We start from the raw sequence: 13829 nt of genomic DNA on the forward strand, positions 1-13829 counted from the left end.
TTGTCAAACTATAAGCTGGGGCGCCAGGGTATGAAGTACGGGGATTTGGTCAGGTTTGACCCAATTGAGTCGGTGATCGAGCTTCGTCACGCAGACAAGGCGGAAAGGGCGAGAGCCCTGGTCGAGACTTATGTCATCTCCGACGAGATGGCCGACCGCCTGAAGTCTATCATCATTCCAAATCTCCAGTTCGAAACCCCCTCTGACAACAAGGGGCTGCTGGTAGTCGGCAACTACGGTACCGGTAAGTCGCACCTGATGGCGGTGCTGTCCGCTTTGGCGGAAAACGCCGAGCTATTGCCGTCGGTCCGCAACAACGCTGTGCGGACGGCAGCCGGTGCGATGGCTGGTCGGTTCAAGGTGGTGCGCACGGAGATCGGCTCAACCAAGATGCCGCTGCGGGACATCATCGTTCAGGAGATCGAAAGTCACCTCGCCGAGCTTGGCGTGGCCTACAGCTTTCCCCCCGCGGAGACCTTGAGGAACCACAAGGGCGCCTTTGAGGAGATGATGCGGGTATTCCACGAGGAATTCCCCGACCACGGACTGCTGATGGTCGTGGACGAGTTGCTCGACTACCTGCGGAGCCGCAACGCCCAGGATCTCATTCTCGACCTCGGCTTCCTCCGTGAGGTGGGGGAGGTCTGCAAGGATTTGCGCTTCCGGTTCGTCGCGGGCGTCCAGGAGGCGATCTTCAACAATCAACGGTTCTCCTTCGTCGCGGACGACCTGCGTCGGGTCCAGGCCCGGTTCGACCAGATCCTCATCGCGTCGCGCGACATCAAATACGTTGTGGCAGAGCGTCTCCTGCAAAAATCGGCTGACCAACAGTCGAAGATCCGGGCACACCTCTCCAAGTTCACCAAGTTCTACGGCCGCATGAACGAGCAGTTGGACGAGTTCGTCCGGCTGTTCCCGATCCACCCGGACTATTTCTCAACCTTTGAACGTGTTCAGGTCGCGGAAAAGCGGGAGGTGCTGAAGACCATCTCGCACTCCATCAAGCGGGTGCTGAACCACGATGTTCCAACGGGGCAGCCGGGGTTGATCGCGTACGATCAGTACTGGGCGACCTTGTCCACGGAACCGTCTCTCCGTGCGGTACCGGAGATCCGCGACGTGATCACATGCGCGACCACACTTGAAGATCGGATCGACAAAGCGTTCACCCGCCCCCAGTACAAGCCCCTGGCGAAGCGAATCATCCACGCCCTGTCGGTGCATCGCCTCACTACAGGGGACATTTACCGGCCGCTGGGTGCCACTCCGGAGGAGTTGCGGGACGGTTTGTGCCTCTTCCAGCCCGGCATTGAGGAGATGGGCGGCGATCCCGCCGAGGACCTCCTCACCCAAGTCGAGGCGGCGATCCGCGAGATCCACAAGACGGTGTCGGGCCAGTTCCTCACCATCAACAAGGAAAACCGGCAAGCCTACCTCGACCTGCGGAAGACCGACGATTACGACGCCCTGATCGACAAGCGGGCGGAGACCCTGAGCGACGACCAATTGAATCGCTACTACTACACCGCCCTGAAGCAGGCGATGGAGTTGACCGACGTTCCAACACAGGTGACTGGGTTCCATCTATGGCAGCGGGAACTGGAGTGGCGGGACCGCATGGTCACGCGTCGGGGCTATCTGTTCTTCGGAACGCCGAACGAGCGGGCAACAGCGATCCCGGTGAGGGATTTCTACATTTACTTCCTCCAGCCCTTCGACACGCCGGTCTACAAGGACGAGCAGCGACAGGACGAGATGCTTCTGCGGTTGGACCAGCGTGACGAGACCTTCACCAAGGCGTTGCGGGGCTACGCGGGAGCCCTGGAGCAGTCGGCGTCGGCGTCCGGGCAGGCCAAGGACACCTACGATACGAAGGCTCGCGGGTATCTGAAGGCGCTCGTCGCGTGGCTCCGCGAGAACGCCACGCGCTGCTTCGAAGTCACCCACCAGGGCAAGTCTAAGTCGTTGTTGGAGTGGCTGAAGGGGGGCTCGGTTCGTGACCGATTGAACCTCGGACCGAATCAGACGGCCGACTTCCGACAGATCATCGATCTGGTGGGGTCTGTCTGCCTGTCCAAGTGGTTTGAGGAGCAAGCGCCGGAATATCCGACCTTCACACGTCTCCTGACTGCGGAGACGCGACGCACCGCCGTGGCGGATGCTCTGCGAGCCATCGCCGGTGGGCCGCGCACCCAGCAGGCAAATGCGGTTCTGGATGCCCTGGAATTGCTGGACGGCGACAAGATTCAGCCGACCAAGTCCCGGTACGCCAACCTCGTCCTGACGAAGCTCAAAGCCAAGGGACAGGGGCAGGTCGTCAACCGGTCGGAGTTGCTGGAAGATGACAACGGGGTGGAGTATTTCGCCGTCAAGCCGTTCCGCCTGGAGCCAGAATTGCTCCTCGTCGTGTTGGCCGCCCTTGTCCACGGCGGCCACCTCGTCCTTTCCATCCCCGGCGACAAGATCGACGCCACCAAACTCGGCACCTTGGCGGCGACGCCGCTCGACGACGCTCTCCAATTCAAACATATCGAACAGCCGAAGGATCTGAACCTGCCGGCCATCCGGGCATTGTTCGATCTCCTGGGTCTCGGCGGTGGTCTCGCGAACAACGTCGCCCAAGGGCAGGATAAGCCGGTCACGGAACTCCAAGATAAGGTCGCCGCGTCGGTGAAGAAGCTGGTGGAGGTACGGCACCAGATCGCGGGCGGGGTGAACTTCTGGAAGGCCCAGGTCATCGATGAGGCGGAGCGCGACAAGATCATCGTCAAGCTGGACGCTGCCAAGGCTTTCCTGGAGAGCCTCCAGGCGTTCAACAGCCCCGGCAAGCTGAAGAACTTCCGTCACGATGAAGCGGCGGTGAAGGAGCACGAAGCCGCGTTGGCGACCCTGACCCAGGCCGAACGGCTGGTGGAATTGATCCGCGATCTGATGCCTGAGGTCGGCTACATCTCGGAGGCGGAACTGGTGCTGCCCGTGGATCATCCATGGATGGCTCAAGTCACCGCCGTCAGGAACGCGGTGATCGCGGAACTGAAGGATGATGCCCGAAGGACGGAGACCGGCTTCGTGAAGTCGGTCAAGGACCGCATCGGCCAACTGAAGCGGGACTACGTCAAGGCGTATTCCGATCTGCACACCAGGGCGCGGCTGGGGCCATCCGACGACAGCAAACGGTCCCGCATCCTGCGCGACGACCGGTTGGACGCCTTGCGGATGCTGGTGACCATCGACCTTCTGAACAAGGCCGAATTGACCGACCTCCAGAACGACCTCAACGGGCTGAAGGAGTGCTCGAAGCTCACGGAGACGGAGTTGGAGCAGCAACCGATCTGTCCCCACTGCAACTTCCGGCCGGCGGTCGAAAAGGTCGAGGTCTCCGCCTCGCAACGGCTGGATCAGTTCGGTGACCGGCTGGATCGGATTCTGCTGGGCTGGACGCAGAACCTCTACCTGAACCTCAAGGACCCCACCGTGAAGGAGTCCCTGGAACTGCTACCACCGGAGCAGAAGGGGCTGGTCGAGGACTTCCTGGAAGAAGCCGTCCTGCCGGACCCTGTGGACGCCCGCTTCGTCACCGCAGTGTCGGAGGCCCTGAAGGGGTTGCAGAAGGTGGTCTTGACCACCGACCAAATCCGGGACGCTTTGCTGAAGGGGGGCTCTCCCGCCGGCATCGAGGACCTCAAGGAGCGCTTCAAGGCATTCCTGGACGACGCGACCAAGGGCAAAGAGAAGAACAAGGTGCGGGTGGTCATCGCCGCCACCACCACCGACGGGAAGGATTGAGTTCGCCATGCCGAAGAACACCGACACCGGACACCTGCTGACGCCAGCCCAGCCCGATCTCTATGACACTTCGTACGAGGAGCGGGTTGAACGGGGCGAACTTCGCCCCGTGGAGTGCCTCGGCCGCACCTTTCCGTCTGACGATGCCCGGCGCGCCCACTACCTTGGGCTGCTCCGCGAGAAGCTGAAGGACCCCGCATTCCGCAACCAGCCGGGTTTCCCCGTCGGGAGCGACGAGGACATCCTGCGGCTGTCAGACCCGCCCTACTACACGGCCTGTCCGAACCCGTTCCTGGGCGAGTTCGCCCGGCACATCGGCACCCCGTACGACGCCGATGACGACACCTACTCCAGGGAGCCCTTCGCCATCGATGTCAGCGAAGGGAAGACCGACCCGCTCTACACCGCCCACGGATACCACACGAAGGTTCCGCACAAGGCGATCATGCCAGCCATCCTGCATTATACGAAGCCGGGCGACGTAGTCCTGGACGGCTTCTGCGGGTCGGGCATGACCGGCGTCGCAGCCCAGATGTGCGGCTTCCCCGATGCGCCGTTGAAGAAGCAGATCGAGGACCAGTTCAAGCGGAACGGTTTGGACCGCCCCGTCTGGGGCCCCAGGAAAGCAATTCTGAACGATCTTTCGCCCGCCGCCACTTTCATCGCCGCCAACTACAACACGCCGTTCGATGTGAAGGCGTTCGAGCGGGAAGCAAAGCGCATCCTGAAGGAACTCCGGACTGAAATCGGGTGGATGTACGAGACCACCCATACCGATGGAAAGACCAAGGCAGTCATTGACTATGTGGTCTGGAGTGAAGTCTTTTCTTGTCCGGACTGTTCGGGCGAAATCGTGTTCGTAAAGGAAGCTCTCGATCCGGCGACAAAAAAAACCCGAGAGAAATTCCCCTGCCCTCATTGCGGGTGTGAGGTGAACAAGGACAGCCTGGAACGACGTTTCACCAATCTCGCCGACCCGGTGACGGGAGAGGCATGGGAGAGAATTCGGCTGGACCCCGTTCTGGTTTGCTACTCGATGGGGAAGAAAAAGTACCAAAAAGATCCTGACAGGACGGATATTGACATAATTTCCAGAGTGTCCTCCCTGCCGCTTCCTTCTGGGTTCCCGAGTTCAGCTTTCCCCGTCGAGAATATGTATCATGGGTCTCGGATTCAGCCGAAGGGGTTCACGCGGGTTCACCATTTCTTCCTGCCCCGAGCAGCACAGGCTCTTCATTCCGCATGGAAAAAATCGACCGAAGTCGGCGATGTTCGTCTACGGAATGCTCTGCTGTTCTTCTTCGAACAGGCGATCTGGGGCATGTCTGTATTGAACCGATATTCACCAAGTCATTTCTCCCAGGTAAATCGTCAACTAACCGGGGTTTACTACGTTGCATCGCAACATTCCGAAGTTTCTCCGTGGTATAATCTGGATGGAAAACTCGGGAGAATTGTAGCGGTCTTTAGTCGAAGCTATCACAGCGTCAATGGAGCGATGGTTCGGTGCGGTTCGGCGACCCATTTGGGCCTTCCCGAGCATGCGGTTGACTATATTTTTACCGACCCACCTTTTGGGGCGAACATATTCTACGCTGACCTCAACTACTTGGTAGAATCGTGGCATGGTGTCTGGACCAACGTCGGCCCCGAAGCAATTGTTGACAGCGCCAAGGACAAGACGCTGACCGACTACCAGAGGCTCATGCGGGACTGCTTCGCCGAGTATTTCCGGGTCCTAAAACCCGGCCGGTGGATGACGGTGGTGTTCCACAATTCCCAGAATGCCGTATGGAATGCGATCCAGGAGGCCCTGCTCTCCGTTGGCTTCATTATCGCCGACGTGCGTACCCTAGACAAGCAACAGGGGTCCTACCGGCAAGTCACCAGCACCGCTGTCAAGCAGGATCTGGTCATCTCGGCCTACAAGCCGTCGGAGCGGTTTGAGCGGAGCTTCGAGGTCAAGGCCGGCACCGATGACGGAGTCTGGGAATTCGTCGATGCCCACCTTGGGCAGCTTCCCGTATTTGTCTCGGCCAAGGAGGAGCAGGTGGACGTGGTGGCCGAAAGGCTGGACCATCGGCTGTTCGACCGGATGGTGGCGGTCCATCTCCAGCGGAACGTGTCGGTTCCAATGTCGGTGGCTGCGTTCTACGCCGGTCTGGAGGATCGCTACCGCAAGCACGACGGCATGTACTTCCTCGCCACGCAGGAGGACGAGTACCTGAAGAAGCGGGCGAAGGTGCAGGAGGTTCGTCATCTGGAGATGTTCCCGGATAGTGAGGCCAACACGATCCAGTGGCTCCGGCAGGAACTGGGCCGCCGGCCGCGATCCTACGCCGACACCCAGCCGGAGTTCATGCGGTTGTCGGTGGGCTGGGCGAAGCACGAGAAGCCGGTGGAGTTGGCGGACATCCTGGACCAGAATTTCCTGCTGTATGACGGCACGGGCGACGTTCCGAGTCAGATCCATGCCTATCTTTCGACCAACTACAAGGAACTGCGCAACCGGCCCAAGGACGACCCTGAGCTTCGCCGGAAGGCCAAGGACCGATGGTACGTTCCCGATCCCAACAAGCTCCAGGACATGGAGGCGAAACGCGAGAAGCAGCTTCTCCGGGAATTCGACAGCCTTCTGGATTCCCGTGAGAAGCGGATCAAGCAGCCGCGTCACGAGGTGATCCGTGCCGGGTTCAAACGAGCCTGGGGCCTGCGAGACTACACCACCATCAAGGCCGCTGCTGCTAAGGTCCCCGAGGAGGTGATCCAGGAGGATCAGCAGCTATTGATGTGGTACGACATGGCAATGACCCGGCTCGGTGAAGACGGGTTCTGACGCCGGGAGTCGTTCATGCTAGAGCCTGGGGGGTGGCGCTGGAGCCGGGACTACAGGCAGTTCTGCCGGGTCGTCGAGACGGAGACCCTGTGGGGGCAGAGCTTCTGCCGGGTCTGGCTCACCGGCCAGGACGTGATCGTCCGGGTGGCGGCCGACCGTCTCGACGACCTGGAGCCGGCCCTGGCGACGGAGGCCGACCGCATCACCTTCCTGGCGTCGGCGGCCCGCGTTTCCGAAGCGGTCGCGCACGACACGCTGCTGGCCCCCATCGCCGCCTCGGTGGTGCCCCTGCCGCACCAGATCACGGCCCTGTCGCGGGCAGTTTCGGACGACCGGGTCAGGTACCTGCTCGCGGATGAGGTTGGTCTGGGTAAGACCATCGAGGCGGGGCTGATTATCCGAGAGTTGAAGCTCCGGGGACGGGTGAAGCGGGTGCTGGTGCTGGCGCCTAAGGGGCTGGTGACGCAGTGGGTGGCCGAGATGCAGACCCATTTCGGCGAGGACTTCCGCCTCCTGCTCCCGAACGATTTCGCCGCCTACCGGCGGGTGACCGGGGAGGACAACATCTGGTCGGCCTTCGACCAAGCCATCGTCCCGATGGACTCCGTCAAACCCTTGGACAAACGGCGGGGGTGGAGCCGGGAGCGCATCGCCGCGTTCAACCGCGACCGCTTCAACGACCTGATCGCCGCCAACTGGGACTTGGTGGTGGTCGATGAGGCCCATCGTCTCGGCGGAAGTACCGATCAGGTCGCCCGGTTCAAGCTCGGGCAGGGGTTGGCAGAGGCGGCGCCCTACCTCCTGCTGCTGTCGGCGACCCCGCACCAGGGCAAGACCGACAACTTCCACCGGCTGGTCTCGTTGCTCGACGCCAAGATGTTCCCCGACACGGGCAGCGTGACCAGGGAGCGCGTTGCTCCGTACGTGATCCGGACCGAGAAGCGGGATGCCGTGGACTGGGACGGCAAGCCCCTGTTCCGCCCCCGCCAGACGCAGTTGTTCCAGGTGGGCTGGCAGCACCGCCACGACCTTCAGCGACAGCTTTACGAGGCGGTCACCGACTACGTCCGGTTCGGGTACGCCCAAGCCCTGAAGCAAAAGAAGCGGCACATCGGTTTCCTGATGATCCTGATGCAGCGGCTGGTGACCTCGTCCACCGCCGCCATCCGGGCAACCCTGGAGCGGCGCCTGGAGATCCTGGCGGAACCGGACGACCAGCTTTCCCTCTTCCCCGCCATGGACGACGATGATTTCTCCGAGATGGACGCCCAGGACGCCCTGGATGCCCTGATTCACGCCCGCTCGGCCAATCGCAACGAGCGGGCCGAGATCCAGGTGTTGCTCGACCTTGCAAAGCGGACCGAAGCGGCGACGGCGGACGTGAAGGCGGAGGCCCTGCTGGACACCGTCTACCGGCTACAGCAGGAGGAAGCCGATCCGAACCTCAAGGTGCTGATCTTCACCGAGTTCGTGCCGACCCAGGCGATGTTGGCCGCATACCTCGAACAGCGGGGTTTCGCCGTTGTCATCCTCAACGGCTCCATGGACATGGATGAGCGGCGGGAGGTGCAGCGGGCGTTCGCCGACGAGGCTCGGGTGCTGATTTCGACCGATGCGGGCGGCGAGGGTCTGAACCTCCAGTTCGCGCATGTCGTCATCAATTTCGACCTGCCGTGGAACCCGATGCGGTTGGAGCAGCGGATCGGCCGCGTGGACCGTATTGGCCAGCGACACACCGTGCGGGCCATCAACTTCACCCTCCAAGGCACCGTGGAGAGCCGCGTTCAGGAGGTGCTGGAGAGCAAGCTGGCGGTCATCTTCGAGGAGTTTGGGGTGGACAAGGCCGGCGACGTGCTCGACTCGGGGCGGGCCGAGCAGTTGTTCGATGACCTGTACGTCGAGGCGATCCGCGACCCGGATCGGGTAAACGAGATGGTCAACACCCTCGTGGAACAGATCCGCGACGACGCCCGCTCGGGCCGGGCTGCCTTTTCCGTACTCGGCCCCGCCCAGAACATCAATCAAGATGAGGCTCGCCGAATCATGGATCATCCGATGCCCGCCTGGGTGGAAAGGATGATGGTCAGCCACGTGCGCGCCCAGGGGGGCGTTGCCGAACGCCGGGAGCGGGCGTGGTCGTTGACATGGCCGGGCGGCGAGACGTGGCCGAAGGTTTCCTTCAGCCCGCCGACAACCGACACCTCGCCCGACCTTGTTCATATGGGTCTGGAGAACGAGCGGGTTCGCGGCCTGACCCTGGGAATCCCCCGGTTTTCGGAAGGACAGCCAATTCCGGTCGTCCGCCTTGCCGGTATCTCCGGCGATCTGGCCGGCATCTGGTCGCTGTGGCGGGTCGCGCTTCAGGCCGGCGACTGGAAGCGACAGCGGATCGTCCCCGTGTTCGTGCACGATGACGGACGAGTCCTCGGGCCTACCGCCCGTCACATTTGGGACCGGCTGCTCACCGACGACGTGAGCGTGATTGGCTACCGCGATGGGGCCCTGGCCGCGACATTGGCCGCGCGCAGCCAGCGGGAAGCGGAACCCCACTGCCGGCCCGCCTATGATGAACTTCTCACCGCCCACCGAGCCCACCTGGACCTGGAGAGGGAACGCAATCAGCATTCCTTCGCCGTGCGGCGAAAAGCCATCGAGAGCATCGGTTTGCCCCAGGTAAGGGTTCACCGCCTCACCAAGCTGGAGCAGGAGGCGGCGGCGTGGCAACAAGCGGTGGACGCGATGACGCGGGTGGTACCGACGCTCGACCCGCTGCTGATGATCACCTTGGGATGATGCTGACATGAATTGGGTCGATGCGGTCACGAAGGACCTGAATCCGGAAATCGCCCCACTCGTTGCGGTCATCGACCCCGACGGCATCTTCCGCGAGGAGGCTGTGCTCGCCGCCGTACAGGCCAGAGGTTACGCCGTCGTCCAGTTCGAGGACGAAATCCAGTTCCGCGTCGAATTTGAGGCGAAGTTCCGGGGCCGGGAGGATAGGCACCTTCTGATCGTGCACCACGGTGGGCGACGGGAAGACCTGCCCTACGATTTGGTGTCGGCCGCGACGGTGGTGTCGGCCAGCCTGCCCTCCTTGTTTCCAAACCTCAGCTACCCCGTCCTCCGCGGTTTGGACCCGAACGACCTTCCGGTGTTGTTTGGCGTGCAGCAGGCGGAGAACCCCAGTCGGATGAACGACGGAGAGACCAAGAAGTTCGCCCTGCTCCACGTCTACGGGATCGTCCCGGAGCTTCTTCGGTCGCCGGCCGATCTGCTTCGGGAACTTCTTCGTCTCCACCACGCGGCGCGAACCCTTCCGCCGGTGTTGGCGAACTGGTTGGTGGAGCGGCTGAAGGTATCCGGGGGGCTGAGCGGGTACCCGCTGGACGACATAGTCACCGACCGCTCCGTGTTCTTCTCCTTCCTTCAGCGGCGCTGGACAGCCTTCCTTTACAAGTTGGCCAGACTGCCCTTGCCGGAATCCATTGAGCCGTTGCCCGATGTGCCGTTCGACCACCCGAATGTGAGGGTCTACATTGACAACCTGTTCATCGACGGCACCCTCTCGCCGGTGGAGTTTCCGTATGACCTGAACACTGGCGACGAATGGGTGCAGGTCGGCGTCGCCGGCGCTGGCGACGAGGGGACCCGAAACCAAGACCGCCTTGCCAGACTCCTGCCGGTTTTGGAACACGACGTGCCGGATGAAGATGCTCGGGCAAGAGCGTGGACCGCCTTTGCCTACCGCTGGGCGGAGGCGTCAGTACTGTGGCACCGGCTCAATCCCGCAACCAAGACCGAGTTTGCCTCGCAGTTCCAGGGGCTCCAGAATCTGATCGACGACCGTTTCGAACGGTGGCTCACCCTGCGGTATTCCGGTCTGCACAGCCAGCCCCCGGTGCCGCCCGCCGTGCTGCACCACGTACCGCGGTCGATGGCACGGCGGTTGGAGGACCGCAAGGCCAGAAAGGCGGCGCTGCTTGTCCTGGACGGCTTGGCCCTTGACCAGTGGCTGCTCCTCAAGGATGCGGTGGTCGCCGCCGTGCCAACCAGCACCACCATGGTGGAGGAAGCGGTTTTTGCCTGGATTCCTACTTTGACCTCGGTCAGCCGGCAGGCGTTGTTCTCCGGCCGGCCGCCGATCCAGTTTGCCGGGTCTATCGCGACCACGGCGAAAGAAAAGGCACAATGGCTCCAGTTCTGGATGGACCACGGGTACACCAGCAAGCAGGTCGAATACCGCAAGGGTTTGGGCGTCCAAGGAGATCTTCTTCAAATAGAAGAGCTTGCCTCCAATCCCAACGTCAAGGTAGTTGGTCTCGTCGTGGATAAAATCGACAAGATCATGCACGGCATGGAGCTTGGAATGGGCGGGATGCATAATCAGATTGACCTATGGGCTCGGTCAGGATACTTGTCCGCCCTCGTCAAGCTGCTTTTGGACAATGAGTTCCACATCGTCATCACCTCCGACCACGGGAACGTGGAGGCGTCGGGAATCGGCCGCCCGTCGGAAGGGGCAATAGCCGAAGAGCGGGGAGAGCGCGTGCGGACCTACTCCTCCCAGCTATTGCGCGAGCAGATGATGAAAGCCTGTCCCACGGCGGTGCAGTGGGCCCCCGTAGGGCTTCCGGCCGATTACCTTCCCCTTCTCGCCCGCGGCCGGGACGCGTTTGTTCCGGCGGGGGAGGTCGTTGTTGGACATGGCGGTGCCTCTATCGAGGAGGTAATCGTCCCATTCATTCGTATCGAAGGACTGTAGATGAACACGAGCCCGGTGGTCGGCTTCAACCAGCGCATCAAGCTGGAGTGGATGGCGGCGACCGCCAGGATGGTGACAAGCGGGTCCCCGTATAGTGAAATTGTCGGGGGTCTTCGTGAACTGCTGAAGGACGAACTCTCGGTTGGCGGTGACCCAGAGCGGGGCAACCGAGAAAAGGCGATCACCATCTTGAAGCGGATTTGGCTGACAGTGGATGAGCAAAACATTCAGTTGCGAGACGACGGACTCGCATTGCTTGTCCGGCTGCCAAACCACCTTCATGTTGCCGTTCACTGGTCCATGGCGATGGCCGCATACCCGTTTCTTGGCGAGGTCGCCCAGGTGGTTGGGCGTCTTCTTCAGCTTCAGGACGAAGTCGCCGCTACCCAGGTTCAACGTCGGCTTCGGGAGCGTTTCGGAGAACGTGAGACAGTTGCGCGGGCGGCACGGCGAGTGCTTCGTACGTTTATTGATTGGGGGGTTCTACAAGAATCTGGTGTGAAGGGTATCTACCACCCTGTACCGCGGGTGTCTCTGAAGGACGACATACTGCTCTCGTGGATGGCCGAAGCATTCATCCGTTGTTTCGATAACCAGATGCGGTCGGTTGAGGAAATACGGCGAGCCCTCGCCTTCTTCCCGTTTGATACTACGCCTCTTGACACGACCGCTTTGCCGTCGAATGCGCGGCTGGAGGTGTTTCGGCAGGGAGTCGGTGAGGTTTTGGTGAGGATCAGCAAACGAGAGGCGATTGATCACTGACGCTACCGCTACCTGGAAGCCCGGAGATCAAATTGCGAACATCACCTCTTGGTTGCGTTGACGGGATCATAAACACTTGACATCGCCAATACCCTCTATGGGGGTGGTCGACGCCAACGGGTAACTTATAGTAGTGGAAATTCATTCGCTTTTTTTATTGCATTCCGCTGCAACAGCTATCGGGACTGGTCGGACTTTTGGGAAACACAGGATTTTCAACGGTTTATCGGATTTCGCGACTGGGCCAAAAAAGTGTGGTAGTTCACGGCTGGAATTTTGCTTGTAGTATCTGGTTGCCGATAGAAAGGACTCCTGACTTCCCCACGTCTTGGTTCACAGAAACCGAGGCGGCTGAACATGGAGTTATCGAATGCCGGATTTTCGAACTGACCCCGAATACTACTTCTATTCTGATGGAAGCATCTGGGTCCCTTGGGCTCTGGATGACCGGCGTATGTGCGCACGCTCCAAGGGGCACAGACATGAAATTGTGGAGGAGTACAACAAGTACTCTCATCCGAGTTTCGGCCCAGATGGATATCTGTACTTCCGCGATGGGGAGTACATGGGGGCCCTTTTTTCTTTGATCACTGACGCCATCGAGTATGTCGAAGAGGAAATCAACGCTCAAGTTCTGTTCGACCGCAAACTCTGGCCAACGCTCATGGGCACAATTTCGGCCAAAGACCGCGACCGGATTTTGGCCGAGAAATTCTATCAAAGCCGGCTTGACCTCGTCAGCTTTGCTGAAGAAGGACGAGATCTGCCGCTGCCTTCTGAGTACCCTCCGGAAATCCACACTCCGAGTGCTTCTGACATTCTCCGTTATGTCACGAGCATTGAGGGAAAACTCTTCCTCATCGATAGCCAAGGGGATACGGAAGCAGAGGACAATTGAAGGGGTCCGGCGCCGTTCTGCGGGAGCGGCGGCGGGTCACCTCATGGGGCCGTGGAGTCTCACCATCTTTTCCGGGATCTCTTGTGAATTGAGGGTTTCCAACGGGTTCACGGGCTGGGCCACGTTGACAGCTTTTGGACTCGTCATACCCTGCGGGAGATCGACGATTTCCTTGTGAGTCCGACATGGCCGGGAAGCAGGCGAAGGTGCTGACGGTGGCCCAATCCAGGGCGGTGTTGATGTACCTGTCGGGGACCCGCAACGCGGCCCGCGACACGGTCATGTTCCTCCTGTCGGCCAAGGCCGGGTTGCGGGCCAGGGAGGTCGCCATGCTCACCTGGAGCATGGTGATGGACGCCAACAGCGACATCGCCGAAGTGCTGGCCCTGGAGGACAGAGCGGCCAAGATGCGGTCCGGCCGGCAGATACCACTCAACCGGGACCTGCGACAGGCCCTGATCGAATTGCACCGGGTCCGGAGGCCGCGGCCTGAGGACCCGGTCATCTACAGCGAGCGGGGCCGGTCGATGTCGGCCGGATCAGTCGTCCGATGGTTCCACGACTTGTACACCCGCTTGGGCTTTACCGGGTGCAGCAGCCACTCCGGCCGGCGGACCTTCATCACCGCGGCGGCGAGGAAGGCCAGCACGGTCGGTGGGTCGTTGAAGGACGTGATGGAGATGGCCGGCCATCGCAGCCTCCAGACCACCAGCCGGTACATCGAGGGCGACTCCGAGGCGAAGCGGAAGCTGGTGGACTTGGTCTGACGGGTCCCCACCGGTGCG

Annotated in this window: 7 protein-coding genes; all 7 read left to right on the plus strand. The window is 61.2% G+C overall.

What is annotated here, in order from left to right:
• Positions 1–30: 30 nt before the first annotated feature.
• The 7 genes from M2351_RS14165 to M2351_RS14195 all read left to right on the plus strand — a co-directional run bounded on the left by M2351_RS14165 (position 31) and on the right by M2351_RS14195 (position 13811).
• A complete protein-coding gene (locus M2351_RS14165) occupies positions 31–3786 on the plus strand; it encodes a DUF6079 family protein (protein ID WP_264656683.1) in 3756 nt (1251 codons plus the stop codon).
• 7 nt (positions 3787–3793) lie between these two features.
• Positions 3794–6622 (plus strand): site-specific DNA-methyltransferase, encoded by a 2829-nt coding sequence (locus M2351_RS14170; RefSeq protein WP_264656684.1) that lies wholly within the window; start codon positions 3794–3796, stop codon positions 6620–6622.
• A gap of 144 nt (positions 6623–6766) precedes the next feature.
• Positions 6767–9415, plus strand: coding sequence for a DEAD/DEAH box helicase (locus M2351_RS14175; RefSeq protein ID WP_264656685.1), 2649 nt, complete (start codon positions 6767–6769; stop codon positions 9413–9415).
• A 7-nt stretch (positions 9416–9422) separates the two neighbouring features.
• Complete coding sequence (gene pglZ / locus M2351_RS14180) at positions 9423–11384, plus strand: BREX-3 system phosphatase PglZ (RefSeq protein ID WP_264656686.1); 1962 nt, start codon at positions 9423–9425, stop codon at positions 11382–11384.
• Entirely contained in the window at positions 11385–12146 is a 762-nt protein-coding gene (locus tag M2351_RS14185) for a hypothetical protein (protein WP_264656687.1), read from the plus strand.
• 370 nt (positions 12147–12516) lie between these two features.
• Positions 12517–13044 (plus strand): hypothetical protein, encoded by a 528-nt coding sequence (locus tag M2351_RS14190; protein ID WP_264656688.1) that lies wholly within the window; start codon positions 12517–12519, stop codon positions 13042–13044.
• 185 nt (positions 13045–13229) lie between these two features.
• Positions 13230–13811, plus strand: a complete 582-nt coding sequence (locus M2351_RS14195; RefSeq protein WP_264656681.1) for a tyrosine-type recombinase/integrase — start codon at positions 13230–13232, stop codon at positions 13809–13811.
• Positions 13812–13829: the final 18 nt, after the last annotated feature.

The sequence above is a fragment of the Azospirillum canadense genome (assembly GCF_025961225.1).
GTDB lineage: Bacteria > Pseudomonadota > Alphaproteobacteria > Azospirillales > Azospirillaceae > Azospirillum > Azospirillum canadense.